Origin of the sequence: Litchfieldella qijiaojingensis, from assembly GCF_014651875.1 — a bacterium.
GTDB classification, from domain to species: domain Bacteria; phylum Pseudomonadota; class Gammaproteobacteria; order Pseudomonadales; family Halomonadaceae; genus Litchfieldella; species Litchfieldella qijiaojingensis.
In genome coordinates this window covers 64,487-81,758 of the sequence record NZ_BMXS01000004.1, presented here as the reverse complement: position 1 = coordinate 81,758, position 17,272 = coordinate 64,487, and the positions used below count along the sequence as shown (strand labels likewise).

The following is a 17,272-nucleotide window of genomic DNA, read 5'->3' as shown; positions in this document are numbered from 1 at the left end:
CGCTTTCGTTGCACAGGGTTTTCAGAAGTTGTACTGGGCCGCGAACTGCAGCCGGGTGTTACCTTCCTCATCCCGGCTCTGAATCTCCTTCTGGGCGTGTGACACTTCAAACATCAGCATTACCGGGTCGGTCCACTGGTAGAAGTGGCCGAAGTGGATGCTTTGCAGCTTACGCGTCGAGGTCGGGAAGAGGTCCTCGGGACGATCCCCCCGCACCTGACCAAAGGAGAGGACGGAACTAAACTTGTCGGTCCACTGCTGCGTCGCGGCCACGTTGAAGCCATAGGCCTCGATGGTGTCCAGCTCGCCATCGGCATCGATGAACGCCGCGCCAATGGAGTCACTACCATCGTCTACCCCGTTGGCGGTGTAGAGGTAGCGGCCGACACCGTCCCCATAGATGGCCCCGGCCATCAGCGTGGTGCTGTTGGTCACATCAATGCTGCCCGCCAGCATAAGGCCATAGCCGATGGTGGAATCGTCACTGGAGGCTGCGGCATCATCCGTTTCCAAGCGCCGTACCAAGGCGGCGGTTTCGACGGCGGCCTGGTCGCCAGTCCAGTGGTAACGCGCGGTCACATCGGGAGCCGTATCCCGGGATCCCGGAAAGCCAGTACTCTCGGGGTTTTCCGCGGCGAACGACAGGTTGCCGGGGCCGACCGGCAGAGTGTAGCGCACCTGGGCCTGGCGAATGAAGCTCACGCCCACCGGGCCATCGAAATCGACGGTGGTCGGGTAAGCGGTGAAATGCATGAAATTCGACCAGGTCTGGCCGGCCAGGAAACCCGCGACTTCACCATAGGCATGACGCAGCCGGAAACCGCGGGAATTGGAGAACACCTCGTTACCCCCACCTCCGAAGAAGTCGCCTTCGATATGAGTGGTGGCATCCCCCAGGAACGTGGGGGTGGAGGTCTTGAGATAGAGCCGCGACTGGCGGGCATGGGCCCGGAACGAGGTGTCGCTGTCTTCATCGGTGGCATCGATACCATCGGCAAACAAGGTATCGCCAAGATCCTGATCCAGGTCGTAGATGGCATCCAGCTTGACATAACCGCCGATCAGCACCGAGGTATCGGTACCCGGCAGTTTGAAGCTTCCCGGCATATCGCCACCAGTGACCACATTGGCTGGCGCCCTTTCAGCGGCAGCCAGTCGTTCCCTGTCGGCCTGTTGCTCCCTTTCCAGACGCTCTATCTGGCGCTGCATCTCCGCCATCTGAGCTCTTAACTCCTCCAGGGTAGTATCTTGCGCCATAGCAGGCGGCACCAGTATCAACGCACTGCCGATACCCAGCGCACCACCCCATAGGGAGAAGCTTTTTGTGACATTATTGATTCCCATGATGACTTACCCCTTTTTATGATTATAAAGATAAACGACCTCTTCTTTAGAGGTGTGCCCCTTCTTTACCAGTTACCAGGCACATTCAAACAAACAACATGCCTGAAAGGTTAGTCGTCATAATCTTCGTATACTTACCGAAAAGTCGGTTTTTTTATCTCCTTTTCTCACTTTGTACTTCATGAAGGTTATATAAGCGTTCTAGAAACATAGGCCAGCTTTCATGAGTTCGCCACATCACGTCATCGGCAAGCGCCAAGCGCGATATGCATCTGATCGATATCGAGCCGAGTCCCGCTTCGTATCCGTTCGGCATAGGACAACGCCGCGTCACTACCTGCTGGCCACCAGTGGGAAAACAACACCCGCCAGGCCTCGATATCGAACACCACGGGAAGCAGTTCCACCGTCAATACGCCAGTTCTGCTGCTCAGCAAGGCATCGGGATGCGAGCTGCCGACCGCAATCCGGCTGATCAACCCGCGCGAATCGTCACGCAAGTTGCCCATTCCGGCACTGCCGTTATTGATGATCACTCGCTCATCTGCACGCCACAGGGCGGGCAAGCAGGTATGGGTGCCAGCGATCACGCTCACCCCCATCTGCTCGAACCAGTGCAACAGCGTGGCGTGGTGGCCATGATCGCGCAGCGCCTCCAGGGACAGCCCCCATCCGGCCAGCGACTCTGGGTCGCCATGCACGATCGCCACACGCTGCCCGGCAAGTTCGAAGCAGCGATAGCGCGGTAGCTTTCTCAACTCGGCGACTTGCTCAGGACACCCAGCCGCCACCTCCCGCAACCGCGCCATGATACGGTTCGAGCGCTCCACTACGCCGTCGTCCACATGATCGGGATAGGCACAGCCGCAACCAGCCCCCGGGTGCGCGTCAGCCAGCTCGAATTCCACATTACCCAGTACTGCCGTGTGGCGCATCACGCGGTCATTGATCGCCTGAAAGGCTCGCCATTCGGCATCGAACCAGTGAAAGTCGCCGTTGAAGATCAGCTCGACACGACGGCCTTCGGCACGCTCCGCCTCGGCCATCGCCTCGATGGTCTCCAGTGCGAGAGGGTTGCCGTACAGTCCACCGATCACATAGAGCACGTCGGCATCGCAAGGCTCGACAGCCGCCACCACCTGCTCCGGTCGATAACGATAAGCCAAGGGGCAATGACGGCCAGCACTCATCAGGGTGCCTCACCGAGTCGGGGGGAACGCACCAGGCGCCGCAGTACCAGCGGCAGGAAGAACCCGCCGGTGCTAAGCAGCAGCCCCCAGGCATTGACACCCAACAGCAGACCATAGGGACCGTCGCCGATCCGCCAGGCCTCGGGTATCAGACCGGCAGCAAGCAGGATGCCCAGCCCCACCCCGCTCCAGAAGCTCAGATGAAAGCTCCATGGCGACCAGCGGGTCAGGCGGTAGAACAGAAACACCGGGGCCAGGCCCATGACCATGGTGCCGCTGACGGTGGTAGCCTTGAGGATATCGGTGCCGGCGAACATCGGCAGGTTGCCGAGAATGGCGAAGACCACCATGACCACGGCCCCGACACGCATACTGGGAAGCCCCCGAAGACGACCGGCCAAGCGCGGCAGATCCACCGCCAGCGATTTGGCGAAGGAAGTAAAAGTGGAATCCAGGGTCGAGCCCGCCGAAGTCATCATGATAATGGTCATCGCCGCCAGGGCCGCGAGCCCCAGTGCCTGCCCCACCGCCGCCGGGGTGTTGCCCATGCCCTCGATACCCTGCAACTGAGCATGCACTCCTAACAGGCTAAAGGAGAACACTGCGACGAAGCCCAGCAAGCCGGCAACGATGAAGCTCTTGAGCATGGTCTTCTCGCGGTTGACGAAGCCTCGGTCGGTGAGCACCGGGTCGTGGAAGGGATAACTGAATATCTGCAACCCAGCCACCAGCAGCAGGTCCATGCCGCCGCCAAGGGTGAAGCTGCCAGTGGTGAGCAACTGGCTGGGGCCCGTACTGGGCATGACCAGGAACAGCACCGCACCGACGAAAAACACGAACAACACCGCCTGAATCATGTCGGTGAAGATCGAACTACGTAGCCCGCCCTTGAGGCTGTAGGCCAGGGTGAAGGCGGTGAACAGCAGGGCAGCCAGATAGTAACCGGGCTCCCCTGGCACGCCGAAATAACCGCCGACCACAGCGGTATTGCTCCACACCTCGTTGTAAAGGCGAATCAGGATTGCCACACCGAAGCTCAGTGCCGCCAGGCGTCCGAAGCGTGAGGTCAGGAAGTGAGTCAGGCTCTCGGCACCGGTCTGGGTTCGAATCAGATAGATCACGTACCCGGCCAGCGGTATCGACAACCAGTAGGTGGCATAGGCAAGCCCGCCCACCACGCCATAGGCTTCGCCGAGGTTGGCGGCATTGGTTACCGACTTGGCGAAGATCCAACTGATGAAAATGCTGGCTGTCAGCGACCACTGACCCACCGGGTTCCCCCGCGCATCCGCCCCACGATAAAACGACGCCGCGCTATGACTGCGCGGCGATAGCCAATACATGAGGCCACCGTAGACCAGCAGAAAGCCCCAGAACATCAACGAGTGGTCGAGTGTCATCGAACCGGTTCCCTTTCCATACAGTCCAAGCCCTTGGTCAAGCGGGCCCCCGTTTCCTTACATCGCGGATGTGGCATGCCCTGAAGCCAGTCCGACCGAAAATACGGATCCACGATCGATCAGGCTTGCCGGGATTCAATGACTGCAGCGCGACGCGGTCCAGGTTTTTCTCCTGTTCCTCCTGGCCTGCCTCCGCGCATCCCATGCCAGTTGGTCCTGATCCCGGAAGACGATCAATAGAATCGCACTGGCGAAGATGATCAAGGAGGGATAGAAGAAGACATTACTGCCTTCGAATATCCACCCCCAGGGGTCAATCACCGAGGGCAATACCGCAACGAGCGATCCACCATTGAACAGCAACTGGATGGGATATACCCAACGTCTGGCCAAGCCGATCACCACCAGGAGTCCTATCAGCACCTGGAAAATACCGGCGATCGGCAACGCCGCCTCCATGGCAAGAAATCCGAAATAGTAATGGTTGGCCACTGCCACACTATGTTCCACATTGACTATCTTGTTGACTCCCCATATGACCAGCAACCAACCCATCGAGACTCTCAAGAACAAGAGTGTCCACGCTTTGGCCATATTTCCCCCGTCGACGATGTCAAATGGTCGTATTACATTGTGTTTGCCCATCCAGTTGGTCTCTCCAACACCCGATTCCTTACCAGGGTTTGTACGAAAAGTCGCCGAGCGATGGCCAGATAAGGCAAAAATCAGCGAGAAAGCGGAGTGGCACACGATGCCTCGCCAGTGTAAGGAAGCCTGGCCGCAGGCGACTCAGGGACCATCGAGAGGTGCGCACGGTCTCTTGCGCTGGCGCGTGAATCACATCATGTAGCGCTCGGGCAGAGCAGCCTCCTTGACGAGCTGCATCATCCCCACGAGGAGAGCACATGAATTCAGCTGGTAAGCTATCCCTGCTCACTGCCGGGCTGTTGATGACCATCGGGTTGACGAGCGAGGCCCAGGAACTGCACTTCTCCGCCCAGGACATCGCCCAGTGGCCAACGCGGTCTTTCAAAGGCGAGACCGACTATCGACTGGTGAAACGCGATGGTATGACCGTGCTCCAGGCTCGTGCCCGAGGGCAGGCCTCAGCCAAGTATCTCGAGCGCGAGATCGACCTCGACGAGACACCGTATCTGCACTGGTGTTGGCAGGTGTCAAATACCCACACAGGTCTGGAGGAGACCACCAAGTCAGGCGATGACTATCCCGCCAGGGTCTACGTGGTCTACAAGACCGGCCTGCTGCCTTGGCAGGTGCAGTCGGTGAACTACGTCTGGTCCTCCAGTCAGGCCGCGGGGACCGACTGGCCCAATGCCTTCACGTCACGCGCTCATCTGTTGGCCTTGCAGGGTGGTGAAGAGAATATCGGCCGCTGGATGGCCGAAGTACGGAATGTTCGTGACGACTTCCAGATCCTGTTCGACTCTCGTCCGAACAGGATCGACGGTGTGGCACTGATGAGCGATGGCGACAATGCCGGTGTCGATGCTACGGCCTGGTTCACGCAGCTGGGCTTCTCGGCCACGCCGGAACCGCCCGACTGTCCAGCATGAAAGATGCCCTCAAAGGAGGGCATCCAAAGCAACACCGACCGTACAACGCAAAGCGTTACTTTCTTGCACCAATCAACTGTTCGGCCAGGGTCTCCAGATCGGTGACGGTGAGATCGGGCTCGCCGCCCCAAGGGTCGAAAGGAGCCTCGGCAATGCGTCTCACCCAGGCGGCGTGCAAGCCGGCATGCTTGGCGCCGATCACGTCGAAGGGATTGCTGGAGATCAGCCAGGTGTCGTCAGCGCGGGATTCCAACCGGCTGCGCAGGTGGGAGTAGACCGCCGGATCGGGCTTGAAGCGCTTGATTTCGTCGACGCTGACGATATCGTCGAAACGCTCGCGAAGACTGGCCTGGATGAGCAGCCTCTCCACCGCCTCACGGGTGCCGTTGGAAAAGGCCACGCAGCGCACGCCGGCTTCGTGCAACCTTGCCAAGGCATCGGTGGCCTCAGGAAAGGCAGGCAACCTGGTGTAGGCCGCCATCAGGTGATCCTTATGGGTCTCGGAAAGGCCCGCTCCCAAGGCACGGTCGGTGAATTCCAGGGCCTCCAGGGTACATTGGGCAAAATCCGCGTAAGCGCCCATCAGGCCGCGGCGGAAGGCATATTCCAACTGCTTGTCGCGCCAGCGCTGGGAAAAGGCCATCGCCTTGTCGCCAAGCACCGATTCGAGTTCGGTGACCACCCCATGGGTGTCGATCAGGGTGCCGTAGACATCGAAAGCCAGAACCATCGCCATGCCAATCACTCCCTTTCCCGTGAGTCGTTGCCGATAGCTTGCCCCAGGGGTGGCCCTGGCTCAACTCGGCCAGGGCCCGATCACGACGCAAGGTCTCTTTTTCCGTCAGGCGTCAGCCAGCCGGGACAGGGCGAAATTGGCGATCGCCGTGTCCTGCACCCCGGTTCCCGTGAGGTCGCAGACTGTGATGGTGGCATCCGACAAGCGCAGGTTCTGCCCCTCGGCAATCACCTTGCCCAGCTCGTACACCTTGAACGGCGGCTGTTTTCCAGCAAAGGCCTTGAGCTCGCCGTTGTTCTCGCTCTGGGCGCGAGTGTCACAGACGAAGGCATCGGCGCGGATCATCACTTCGTCGTCGAGTTCACGCTTATCCGGGCTATCGGAGCCCATGGCGGTGACATGCACGCCTTCGGGCAGGTCGGTCGCCTGAAGAATCGGCTCACGCGACGGTGTCGTGGTGATCACGATATCGGCTTGCGCACAGGCCGACTTGACGCTGTCATGCACCTCGATGGCGAGCCCACTGTCGCGCATCTTGTCGGCATAGGCTTCGGCCGCCTCGCGCCGACGCGCCCAGACATCGATGCTATCAATATCGCGCACCAAGCGCAGCGCCTCGACCTGCAGCTCGGCTTGCTCTCCGGCCCCCAGTACTGCGACTCGGCGGCTATTCTTGCGTGACAGATGCTTGGCGGCGATAGCCCCGGCCAGCGCCGTGCGCACCGCGGTCAGATATCCCTCGTCGAAGAGCACCGCATCGACCAGGCCGGTCTCGGCCGAGAAGACCATCATCAATCCATTGAGGCTCGGCAAGCCGCGTTTGGGATTGTCGAAGGAGCCAGTACTGACCTTGATGGCGAAGCGTTCCCAGCCACGAATATGCGCGGTCTTGACGTCGACTTCGCTATTGAACTCCTCCATCGACATCGACAGGATCGGCGGCTGTACCACCTCGCCACGTCCCAGGGCGGCAAAACCCGACTCCACCTTGGCTAGTGCCTCCTGGTCGATCTTGACCGCCGCCTCGATGGCGTCGCGATGATAAAGTTGCATCTGAACCCCCTCAAAAATCGGTTTCGTTCTTCGGGGAGCGCAGTGACTGGCGATTATCGCGCAGCAAGCTGCGCTCCCACGAAAAAATGTGCTGACAGCTAGCGTTCGGCGATCTGCCTCGCCCGGTCGAAGGTCTCGAGCGAAACGCCATTGCCGGAAAGGATCAGTGCCACCTTCTGGCCACGAATATCCAGGCCATGTTCCTCGAGGGCCGCCAGGCCGACCACGGCGGCACCTTCGACGAGTCGTTTCTCCTGCTCGAGGATATCGACCATGGCATTGGCGATGGCCGCTTCCGAAACCTGATGGTGATCGTCCATCACCTCACGCACCAGGGCGAAGGTACAGCGATTGTCGAGGCCGATACCGCCACCCAGCGAATCGCCCAGACTCTCGACTTCCTCGACCTCGACCGGGTGCCCCGCCTGCAGGCTTTCCCACATGGCCGCGCCTTGCGACAAGCTGATACCGGTCACCTGGATACTGGGGCGAATGCCCTTGAGCGCGGCACCGATGCCGCCTAGCAGACCTCCACCGGAAAGCCCGATCAGGACTCGATCGAGCTGTGGCTCATCCTCGAGCAACTCCACCCCAATGGTGCCCTGTCCGGCAGCGATCAGCGGATCGTCGAAGGGCGGAATCAGTGTCATGCCCTCCTCACGCACCAGCCGCGCCACCTCCTCGAAGGCCTCGTCCTGGCTGCGGCCGACTCGCCGCACCGTGGCTCCCAGCGCCTCGATGGCGGCCACTTTGTTGGCCGGCACCAGTTGCGACAGACAGATCGTCGCCGGCACCCCTAGACGAGCGGCGGCATAGGCCACCGCACGGCCATGATTGCCGGTCGACGCCGTGGTCACCCCCTTGGCCAAGGCATCGTAGCCGTGCTGCTCGATCAGTGCCGCAATCATGTTGGTGGCACCGCGCAACTTGAAGGCACCGGTGGGCTGACAGGTTTCCAGCTTGAGAAACACCTCGGCCGCGAAGCGCTCGGACAGTGCCTGCGAACGAATCAGCGGGGTGCGTGCCACCTGGCCGGCGATGCGCTTGCGAGCCGCATAGATCGACGCCAGCGTCACACCATGCATGGGTTCGGGCATATGAAGTTCTCCACACGGAATCGCCGCAGGGTTTGCCCCCTGCGGCGATAAGCATAGCAAGTGACGAATCAGCCTTTCAGGTCGCCGGAAGCGGCCAACTCATCGGTGACGCGATCCACCGCGCGCTTGGTGCGCGCCACGATCTCGTCGACTTCCCCGCGCGTGGCAACCAGCGGCGGAGCGAAGCCGAGGATGTCACCCTGGGGCATGGCACGAACGATCAGGTTCTCGTCCAATGCCGCCGCCGAGATACGCGGGCCGACCTTGAGCGCCGGATCGAAGTGCTTGCGAGACGCCGGGTTGGGCGAGAATTCCAGCGCCGCCAGCATACCCACGCCGCGTACCTGGCCGACGATGGGATGGTCACCGAAGGCAACCTGCATCTGCCGTTGCAGATAGGCACCGGTTTCCGCAGCGTTCTGGGTCAGGCCCTCGCGCTCGATGATCTCCAGGTTGGCCAGGCCCGCGGCACAGCCCAGAGCGTGGCCGGAGTATGTCCAGCCGTGGCCGATGGGGCCGTACTCGCCGGTGCCCTGCTCCAGCACCTTCCACACCCGGTCACCGACGATCACGCCGGACAACGGCTGATAGGCGCTGGTCAAGCCCTTGGCCACGGTGATCAGGTCGGGCTTGATGCCATAGTGATGGCTGCCGAATTCGGTACCGGTGCGTCCGAAACCACATACCACCTCGTCGGCGATCAGCAGCACGTCGTACTTGGCCAGCACCGCCTGGATCTCGTCCCAATAGCCTTCGGGCGGCGGCACGATACCACCGGTACCCAGCACCGGCTCACCGATGAAAGCGGCCACGGTGTCCGGTCCCTCGTCGAGGATCATTTCCTCGAGTTTGCGGGCACAGTAACGTGAGAACTCGCGCTCACTCATACCCTGCTGATCGGCACCACGATGGTAGTAATACGGCGCCTCGGTGTGGCGAATGGTCTCGATCGGCAGATCGAAGTGATCGTGAAACGCCTTCAGACCGGTCAGCGAGCCGGAGGCGATGCCAGAGCCGTGATAGCCACGCATCCGCGAGATGACCTTCTTCTTCTGCGGGCGACCCAACACGTTGTTGTAGTAACGCACGATCTTGAGCTGGGTCTCATTGGCGTCGCTGCCGGACATGCCGTAGTAGACCTTGGACATACCGGGGCCATAGAGCTTGAGGATCTTCTCGGAGAGCTCGATCTGCGGCTCGTTGGAATGCCCCACATAGGTGTGGTAGTAGGACAGTTCCAATGCCTGCTTGTAGATGGCCTCGGCCACTTCGGTGCGGCCATAACCGATATTGACACAGTACAGCCCGGCGAAACCGTCGATGAATTCGCGGCCGTCCTTGTCGACGATATTGATGCCCTTGCCACCAGTGATGACACGACCCGGCGCGTCACCATGCGCGAAATCGCGCAGGTGGGTGGAGGCATGGAAAGTGACCTTGCGGTCGCGCTCGATCAGTTCCTTGTGCAAGCTCATGTCGTTCTCCTGAATGTCCCCGGCTCTCATGCCGGGGAGGTTGTTCCCGAATTCTGTTCAGCGTTCTTCTGCATGCTGGAGCTTGGTGGGAGCGCAGCTCGCTGCGCTCCCACGATCGAAAGGCTCAGCTCCCTGATACCGATCCCAAGCTACCCAGGCAGTAATACTTCGTCTCGAGATACTCCTCGATACCGCTGGTGCCGCCTTCACGCCCCAGGCCGGACTGCTTGACGCCGCCGAAGGGAATGGGCGGGCCGGTCATCTTCACGGAATTGACCGACACCATGCCGTACTCCAGTGCGCGCAGCAGCTTCCAGATACGGCGAATGTCGTGGGTGTAGACATACGCCGCCAGGCCGTACTCGGTATCGTTGGCCATCTCGATGACCTGGTCGTCGTCGCTATAGGCGGTAACGCCGGCCACCGGGGCAAAGTTCTCCTCGCGCCAGACCTTCATCTTCGGGGTCACTCCAGTGAGCAACACCGGCATGAAGAAGTTGGGTCCCGGTGCCTGCGACTGATCACCGGCCACTAGCGTCGCCCCCTGGGAGATCGCGTCGTCGACGATCTGGGCGGCCTTGTCCACCGCCTGTCCATGGATCAGCGGCCCAAGGTCGACTTCGCTGTTCAGGCCGTTGCCCACGGTCAGTGCCGACATGCGTTCGGCGAAATGCTCGACGAAGTCGTCATGAATCGACTCGTGGACCAGGATGCGGTTAGCCGCCAGGCAGTCCTGACCGGCAGTCTGGAACTTGGCCGCCACCGCTGCGTAGGCCGCTTCCTTGGGATCCATGTCCGGACCGACGATGAAGGGAGCGTTGCCACCCAGCTCCAGCGACACCCGCTTGACGGTGTTGGCGCACTGCTCGAGCAGCAGCCGTCCGACGCGGGTGGAGCCTGTGAAGGAGAGCACCTTGACCCGCTCGTCGTCGCACAGCAGCTTCGAAACCTGTGCCGCTTCTCCCAGCACCACGTTGAAGATGCCGGCCGGGATCCCGGCACGTTCGGCCAGTTCTGCCAGAGCCAGCGCCGAGAACGGCGTCTCGCCAGCGGGCTTGACGATCACGGGGCAGCCGGCGGCCATGGCCGCGGCAGCCTTGCGGGTGATCATCGCCAGCGGGAAGTTCCACGGCGTGATCAGTGCGGCGATACCCACCGGCTCCTTGATGGTGCCAAGTGCCGCATTGGGGATATGGCTCGGAATGGTCTCGCCGAAGGTGCGCTTGCCCTCCTCGGCGAACCAGCGGATGAAACTGGCACCATATTCGACCTCGCCGCGGGCATCCGACAGCGGCTTGCCCTGCTCCAGGGTCATGATGGTAGCCAGATCCTCACGGTTGGCCTGCAACAGGTCGTACCAGGCCAGCAGACGCTCGCAACGCTCGTCGGCGCGCAGCGCCCGCCACTGCGGAAAGGCCTTCTCGGCGGCATCCACAGCACTACGGATCTGATCGGCTTCCAGCCAGGGAATATGACCCAGCACCTCGCCAGTGGCCGGATCGTTCACGGCCTCCTCGCGACCGCCGTCGCCGTATGTCCACTTGCCGTCCACATAGGCATGCTGACGAAACAGACGCGGATCGCTTAGCTTGTTGGACATAGTCATATGACACCTCCCCTGACGCACCGGTCACTGCCGACAAGGCTGCCCGGCGATGGAAAATGGGCCAGGTAGCCCGTGACCACCTGATAGGCACAGGGTAAAGGCTTTGGAGGGAGGAGAGTTTTTGTTCCGAGCATCTGCGGGTTGCGGTTTTTTTTGTCTCTAACCCGCCATACGCAAATTTTTCTGGCCGGCGCCGAACGCCTCACGCCAGGCGTGAAACGTCGGACGCCAGCCGGCATCAGTCGGTGTCGTGGGGCGTTTCAAGCGCCGCCTCGGTGAATACCAACAAGCCCAGTTCCGGACGATAGCCATGGATTTCCTTGACGTCCAACGCTTGCAGGAAATGCAGGATGTCATCGCTGATCACCTGCCCCGGCACCAGCACCGGGAAACCCGGCGGGTAGGGAATCACGAAACTCGCCGAGACCACGTCACGCCCCTGACCCATTTGGCGCTGTAGCTCGCCATTGTCAAAGCGCAGATACTCGGTGTTCTCGTCATCGTAACTGAGGAAGTAGGCACGGCGGATATCCCCTTCCGGTGTGCCGCCGCCCGGTTTGGGGCGAAATGCATCGTGGAAGCGGCTGAAATCCGGCAACGGCGGCAGCTCCTGGGTCAGCGACCTAACATGATGTTCGATGACCTTGCGCTCGGGGCGGCTGCTCTCCTCCCAACGGCGATCGAAGCCCTTGGCCAGCTTGATCAATACATCCAGCAGGTAGGCAATGGCCCCCCGGGAGGTGCCGATATTGGTCATGAACAGCACGGTGTTGCGCGACGTCTTGTTGATCTGGATGCCGAACTTGTTCATCAGGTATTCGTTCTTGAAGGCATCGCCATCGACCCCGGTCTTGCCGATCGCCATGGTGATCCGACTGGGATCGACCACGAACTCGTCCCGCGCCCAGGCCTCCTCCATCTTGTTCCAGCCGCTGACCGGGTCATAGTAGGTTTCCACCCCGGACTGGCGATACTCCGCGGGCACCATGTCGCTGTTTCTAAGTACATGGAAATACTTCTGCAGCAGCGGGTTGGTATACAGCTGCTCGCGCAGCGACAGCGCGGCCTCGACCTGGGCATGCACCAGTTCGAAACCTTCCATCTCGGCCTGCATGCGCCCCACATCGAGAGAGGCGACGATTTGGTAGTTCGGCGAGGTCGAGGTGTGCGTCATGTAGGCTTCGTGGAACGGTGCCTCGACCTTCTGACGGAAGTCCTGATCGTAGACATGGATCATCGAGCCCTGGCGCAGCGACGTCAGGGTCTTGTGGGTGGAGTGGGTGGCATAGGCGCGCACCCGCACCACCTCGGGATCCGGCAGTAGCCGCTGTCCCAGCCAGGTGGTGTCGTCTTCCGGGTCGAGCTGGTCGAACTCTGCCTTCCAGGCGGCATACTCCTCGCGGTAAGCCTCACTGCGGTAGCGTTCGAGCAGCGTGCGTGCCGCGTGCATGGCGGTGCGTGGCCGATAGGTGGGATTGAAGGTGGCGAAAGCGAACCAGGCTTCGTCCCACAGGAATACCAGGTCAGGCTTGATCGCCAGGCACTCTTCCATCACCCGGCGCACGTTATAGACCACCCCATCGAAGGTGCAGTTGGTCAACAACAGCATCTTGACCTTGTCGAGCTGACCGCTGCGCTTGAACTCGAGCAATGTCTTCTTGATCTCCTTGAGCGGCACCGCCCCGTACATGGAGTAATCGTTGAGCGGGTAGGAGTCGAGATAGGCAACGTGGGCCCCGGCCAGCACCATGCCATAGTGGTGCGACTTGTGGCAGTCGCGGTCGACCAGCACGATATCGCGGGGCTTGACCAGCGCCTGGACCACGATCTTGTTGGCCGTCGAGGTGCCGTTGGTGACGAAGAAGCTCTGTCGGGCCCCGAAGGCCCGCGCGGCGTATTCCTGAGCTTTCTTGATCGGCCCGTAGGGCTGTAGCAGGGAGTCCAGTCCGCCGGAGGTCGCCGAGGTCTCGGCGAGGAAGATGTTGATGCCGTAGAAGTCGATCATCTGCCCGGCCCAGTGCGAGCGAGTCACCGACTTGCCGCGCGAGATGGGCATGGCATGGAAGACCCCGGTCGGCTTGCGGCTGTACTCGCGCAAGGCGTCGAAGAACGGCGTGCGATAGCGATCGTCGATAGCGCGCAGGATCGTATGGTGCTGCTCGATGTAGTCGGTCTCGCGGTAGAAGATCCGGTTGAAGTGACGGATATCCTTGCTGGCGGTGGCCTCGACATCGCCGCTGGTGACCAGGAACTGGTCGATTTCCGGGCGAATCTCGCGAATCATGCTGCTCAGCAGGATGCTGCGCTCCGCCTCCGACTGACGTTCCAGCTCCTTCTCCGACAGGCCCTCGAGGTAGTTGCGCAAGGCGCTGAGGTTGTACTTCGACTTGTAGGGGAACTCATAACGGATCAGGCAGGCCTGGATATTGGGGTTGACCAGGATGGCGATCAGCGCGTCTTCGAAGCTCCTGACCGTGACCACGTCGTAGACGAACTTGTCCTCGGGGCGACGCATGTTGTGGAACGCCTCGCGCACCACTTCCTCTTCCTGCTGCGACATGGCATCGACGATCAATAGCTCGAAATAGGGTTGTGCCGCGCTGTTGGAGGCTGGATGGCCACGCCGCAGCTGGGCCAGGGCATCCATGGTCTCGAGATCCTCGGCATCGGCATCGATCTCGCTGAGGTCCACATGTCGGCGCCGATAGGACTCGCTGATCAGAGCTCTCACCAGGCGCTTGACGACCTTCTCGAGCAGCACGAACTCCTCGCGATCGTACAGCGTCCACAGGTGGCGAAAATCTTCCTTCGAAGGAAAGGCGTGATAATCCTCGATGATCTCGAGCCGTGTCAGCTTGACATCCATGGCCTTGACCAAGTTGCGACGCTGCCCCTCATCATCCAGACGCACCAACTTGCCCAGATCGCGCTTCAAGGCGTTCCATGTATCGGCGCGCAGCTGGGAAATCTTGTGATAAAACCCAAGCGCCGTGTATGGCGTATCCGATCCTGTCTTCTCGCTCATGATGTCACCTGACTGTGCCCCGTTCGTTAACGTCTCGCCTGACCCTGGTCCCAGGCATCCTCAGGTTTTTGCAAAGTGTCGCTCGGACCTCCCTGTCCATCAGCTCGCCTGAGTGGCGCGGCTGGTGTAGTGAATGTTCACAGTCGTTTCGGGGAAACAGTCGAAGGACAGCCCCAGGCTGGCTTGCGGCCAGTGAAACTCGGCCTCGCCCTGAGCCGGGCGATAGACCGCGGTATAGACGGTGCCCAGCCCACGCCGATAATCGCCGCGATAAAGCGGTGGCGAGAAGAACGCTGAAATCAGCCGTTCCTCGGTGGTCGCATCGTCATCCACCAGGATCGATAGCTGACGCTCGCGAATCAGCGTCTCGGACGCCAGCGCATGGGCATACCACTCGATCTTCTTTTGATGATTGGTCGCGACCGCCACCCGCTTGACGGACGTCGGTTTGTCGGGGGCGATCATCGCCGTGATGTAGCGTCCCTGGGCATCGGCCACGGTGATGTTGTAGGCCATGTGGGTCGGCACTCGAGCCAGCACCTTGGCCGCTTCCGGGGTGGATTCGCAGAACTCGAGGATATAGCGCAGGATGATCGGCGCCCCGAAGCCATCCCCCACCACCTTGCGCCCGCCGAAAGCCAATGAGACCGACAACCCGCTGTCGTTGATACCGTCCAGTACCCCCCACAGGCAATCGGACATGGCGATGACGCGCCGCTCGTTCCAGCGGCTGTAGAAGATGGTCCCCTCGCACAGCTCAGGGGGATAATCGTAGTTGCGTACCAGCACGTTGGCGTGGCCATTGGCCAGCACCGCCTGAGAGCAACCGGTGATGTAGGCTGGTGGACGATAGAGGCTCAGCATGCGGGCGGCCAGGTCACCGCCACCGGCCAGCTCGCACAGCCGCTCGTAGGTCGGCACCAGTTCCGGCATGTGCTTGCTGAGCGCGTTGTAGCAAGCCAGATAGCCGGGGCGTTCGCGCTCGGTTTCCGACAGATACCAGCGCTCATACGCCGGCCAATGCAGGTCGAAAAGTGCACGCCACTTCTCGCCTGCATCGAGCTCATGCACGGTACGGAATTCGAGCTGCTTGTTCATGTCATCCCGCCTGCCATCGCCTGCATGTCCCGGCGACGCCAGACCTCTCACTCCGTCGTCAATTCCTGTAATTACAGGATCTTGAAATTGCCGCCGCCGATCGCATGGTTAACGGCCACTTCCTCGACTACCGGGTCCTGTAGCGCCTGCCCGGCGAACTGGCCACGAATGCCGTCGATCCAGGCCTTGGCCCGCTCGGTGAGCTGGAAGTCGTCATCCATCAACCGGCCACGTGTGATCAGAATTCCCAGATCCGCCCCTTCGTACCGGAAGTCGCCGACACCACTGATGCGCAGGAAGAACGCTTCCCCCTCGCTCTCGGCCGCATGCGGATGATAGCTGTAATGGTCGTAGGAGATGCTGCCATCGTCGGCCATCTTCCAAACCCCGGACTGAGGCGCCTGGGTCAACAGGTCCACCGACTCGTCGGTATGCTTGATCACCAACTGGCTCCAGCTATCGATGCTGTCGGGATGCGACCAGCGATCGTTGAGCTCGGCGATGTCGATATCGAAGTCCTGGCCGGAGAATTCCAGTAAATGGAACAGGAACAGCGGCACGTCCGAATGGGCGAAGGCCGCCACGTTGGTCAGAGAGCTGGCACCGGTCACCCGTGGGTTCAATTCGCCCAGATAGACATCGTTGGACTCCATGTCGATCAGGAAGTCGAGCTCGAAATAGCCGCGATAGCCCTCGTCGCGCAGCGCCTCGCCGAACTTGAAGGTGTATTCGCGAGCCTTGTCGCGTACTTCCTGGGTGAAGGCTCCGGCGAACATCTCGTTGCCACACCAGCCGCCCTTGTAGGGGGTCAATGACTTGAAACCCACCAGCTCGGTCATCAGTGGACCGACCACGGTGCCGCAACGGGTGGTGCATGCCTCGATCGCCGAGCCGCGGCAGTTGATGCGCTTCATGATCTTGACCTCGGGCTCGGCCTCGATCTCCTCGGCATACTTGTAGTAGTCGTCCTCGTTGGCGATGAAGAAGGTAGTGTGGCCCGAATCGCCGAAGGCAGTCTGCACCACCAGATCGTTCCCCAGTTCCCTGCTGACCTCCTGCAGTTCCTGGTAGCTCCCCACCTTCGCCAGCACGTTGGGCACGCTGGGCACCCCTACCTTGTTGCCGATGCGCACCGTCTCGATCTTATTGTCCATCCTGTTGCGCAGCGCCGCTGGCGGGAACGCCACTTTCAGCCCCAGTTGCCGGCAGATCTCCTCGGTGTGCTCATCGAACATGAGAAAGGAGGCGGTCCCGTTGCCACCACGCGACTTCAGATAGTCGATGACTTCCTTGTGCTCGAGCAGATAGTTGTTGATGTCCTCGATGCTCTCGAAGTCGCGAGGAAACTTCTCCTTGGGCACGAAGACGTTCTTCTGCCGCCCATCGAAGCAGTCGATATAGTTGATATGCCGGAAATTCCCCACCCAGTCACCAATCCCCAACAGGTTGAAGTTGGTGGCCGAGATGAAGTAGATCGGCTCCTTGTTGCTGTGAAAGTAGCGCCGTACGTCGGAGATGCTCGTGATCTTGTTCATCGCCATCGCTCCTGTCGTTGTGCTTTCCATCTCGGCGGTTGAGGGAGACCGGCCCGCGACGGCCTTCGCTGGCCGGTGGTCGTCGCGGGGCGCGATCCAATGGGAAAGGAAGCGTCGCAGTCGCTCGATGAAATGATTG

The 17,272-nt window shown here is 60.9% G+C and carries 13 protein-coding genes; 1 reads left to right on the top strand and 12 read right to left on the bottom strand.

Annotation, left to right across the window (positions count from 1 at the left end; all coding sequences use genetic code 11):
* Positions 1-21 precede the first annotated feature (21 nt).
* The 4 genes from IE093_RS05970 to IE093_RS05955 all read right to left on the bottom strand — a co-directional run bounded on the left by IE093_RS05970 (position 22) and on the right by IE093_RS05955 (position 4,528).
* Complete coding sequence (locus IE093_RS05970; RefSeq protein ID WP_229803286.1) at positions 22-1,344, bottom strand: DcaP family trimeric outer membrane transporter; 1,323 nt, start codon at positions 1,342-1,344, stop codon at positions 22-24.
* Between the two features lie 242 nt (positions 1,345-1,586).
* Complete coding sequence (locus IE093_RS05965) at positions 1,587-2,534, bottom strand: metallophosphoesterase family protein (protein WP_189467166.1); 948 nt, start codon at positions 2,532-2,534, stop codon at positions 1,587-1,589.
* The gene (locus IE093_RS05960) at positions 2,534-3,934 is read right to left on the bottom strand and encodes a sodium:solute symporter family transporter (RefSeq protein ID WP_189467164.1); all 1,401 of its coding nucleotides are present in this window, start codon (positions 3,932-3,934) and stop codon (positions 2,534-2,536) included. Before IE093_RS05960 ends, IE093_RS05965 begins: the two co-directional genes overlap by 1 nt.
* Positions 3,935-4,069: 135 nt before the next feature.
* Positions 4,070-4,528, bottom strand: a complete 459-nt coding sequence (locus IE093_RS05955) for a DoxX family protein (protein WP_268247388.1) — start codon at positions 4,526-4,528, stop codon at positions 4,070-4,072.
* A gap of 311 nt (positions 4,529-4,839) precedes the next feature.
* On the opposite strand from IE093_RS05955, the gene IE093_RS05950 reads away from it, so the two are divergent.
* Entirely contained in the window at positions 4,840-5,508 is a 669-nt protein-coding gene (locus IE093_RS05950) for a DUF3047 domain-containing protein (protein WP_189467159.1), read from the top strand.
* A 55-nt stretch (positions 5,509-5,563) separates the two neighbouring features.
* On the opposite strand, the gene IE093_RS05945 is transcribed toward IE093_RS05950, so the two are convergent.
* The 8 genes from IE093_RS05945 to IE093_RS05910 all read right to left on the bottom strand — a co-directional run bounded on the left by IE093_RS05945 (position 5,564) and on the right by IE093_RS05910 (position 17,133).
* A complete protein-coding gene (locus tag IE093_RS05945) occupies positions 5,564-6,244 on the bottom strand; it encodes a haloacid dehalogenase type II (RefSeq protein WP_189467157.1) in 681 nt (226 codons plus the stop codon).
* Between the two features lie 105 nt (positions 6,245-6,349).
* Positions 6,350-7,297: a cyclodeaminase gene (locus IE093_RS05940; protein WP_189467155.1), complete on the bottom strand. Its 948-nt coding sequence runs from the start codon at positions 7,295-7,297 to the stop codon at positions 6,350-6,352.
* A 98-nt stretch (positions 7,298-7,395) separates the two neighbouring features.
* Positions 7,396-8,394: a hydroxyectoine utilization dehydratase EutB gene (gene eutB / locus IE093_RS05935; RefSeq protein WP_189467153.1), complete on the bottom strand. Its 999-nt coding sequence runs from the start codon at positions 8,392-8,394 to the stop codon at positions 7,396-7,398.
* 68 nt (positions 8,395-8,462) lie between these two features.
* Complete coding sequence (locus IE093_RS05930) at positions 8,463-9,869, bottom strand: aspartate aminotransferase family protein (protein ID WP_189467151.1); 1,407 nt, start codon at positions 9,867-9,869, stop codon at positions 8,463-8,465.
* Between the two features lie 124 nt (positions 9,870-9,993).
* Positions 9,994-11,475, bottom strand: coding sequence for an NAD-dependent succinate-semialdehyde dehydrogenase (locus IE093_RS05925; RefSeq protein WP_189467149.1), 1,482 nt, complete (start codon positions 11,473-11,475; stop codon positions 9,994-9,996).
* 238 nt (positions 11,476-11,713) lie between these two features.
* A complete protein-coding gene (locus IE093_RS05920) occupies positions 11,714-14,500 on the bottom strand; it encodes an aminotransferase class I/II-fold pyridoxal phosphate-dependent enzyme (RefSeq protein WP_189467146.1) in 2,787 nt (928 codons plus the stop codon).
* A gap of 99 nt (positions 14,501-14,599) precedes the next feature.
* Positions 14,600-15,598 carry a C45 family autoproteolytic acyltransferase/hydrolase gene (locus IE093_RS05915; protein WP_189467144.1) on the bottom strand — a complete coding sequence of 333 codons (999 nt, stop codon included), beginning with the start codon at positions 15,596-15,598 and terminating at the stop codon, positions 14,600-14,602.
* Positions 15,599-15,669: 71 nt separating this feature from the next.
* Positions 15,670-17,133: a biotin carboxylase gene (locus IE093_RS05910; protein ID WP_189467142.1), complete on the bottom strand. Its 1,464-nt coding sequence runs from the start codon at positions 17,131-17,133 to the stop codon at positions 15,670-15,672.
* Between the last annotated feature and the right edge of the window lie 139 nt (positions 17,134-17,272).

What these genes read in the sequence shown, in the direction of transcription:
- IE093_RS05920 (WP_189467146.1), bottom strand. Translation starts at nt 14,500, where the DNA reads ATGAGCGAGAAGACAGGATCGGATACGCCATACACGGCGCTTGGGTTT.
- IE093_RS05940 (WP_189467155.1), bottom strand. Translation starts at nt 7,297, where the DNA reads ATGCAACTTTATCATCGCGACGCCATCGAGGCGGCGGTCAAGATCGAC.
- IE093_RS05910 (WP_189467142.1), bottom strand. Translation starts at nt 17,133, where the DNA reads ATGAACAAGATCACGAGCATCTCCGACGTACGGCGCTACTTTCACAGC.
- IE093_RS05955 (WP_268247388.1), bottom strand. Translation starts at nt 4,528, where the DNA reads ATGGCCAAAGCGTGGACACTCTTGTTCTTGAGAGTCTCGATGGGTTGG.
- IE093_RS05915 (WP_189467144.1), bottom strand. Translation starts at nt 15,598, where the DNA reads ATGAACAAGCAGCTCGAATTCCGTACCGTGCATGAGCTCGATGCAGGC.
- IE093_RS05950 (WP_189467159.1), top strand. Translation starts at nt 4,840, where the DNA reads ATGAATTCAGCTGGTAAGCTATCCCTGCTCACTGCCGGGCTGTTGATG.
- IE093_RS05930 (WP_189467151.1), bottom strand. Translation starts at nt 9,869, where the DNA reads ATGAGCTTGCACAAGGAACTGATCGAGCGCGACCGCAAGGTCACTTTC.
- IE093_RS05960 (WP_189467164.1), bottom strand. Translation starts at nt 3,934, where the DNA reads ATGACACTCGACCACTCGTTGATGTTCTGGGGCTTTCTGCTGGTCTAC.
- IE093_RS05965 (WP_189467166.1), bottom strand. Translation starts at nt 2,534, where the DNA reads ATGAGTGCTGGCCGTCATTGCCCCTTGGCTTATCGTTATCGACCGGAG.
- IE093_RS05945 (WP_189467157.1), bottom strand. Translation starts at nt 6,244, where the DNA reads ATGGCGATGGTTCTGGCTTTCGATGTCTACGGCACCCTGATCGACACC.
- IE093_RS05970 (WP_229803286.1), bottom strand. Translation starts at nt 1,344, where the DNA reads ATGGGAATCAATAATGTCACAAAAAGCTTCTCCCTATGGGGTGGTGCG.
- eutB (WP_189467153.1), bottom strand. Translation starts at nt 8,394, where the DNA reads ATGCCCGAACCCATGCATGGTGTGACGCTGGCGTCGATCTATGCGGCT.
- IE093_RS05925 (WP_189467149.1), bottom strand. Translation starts at nt 11,475, where the DNA reads ATGACTATGTCCAACAAGCTAAGCGATCCGCGTCTGTTTCGTCAGCAT.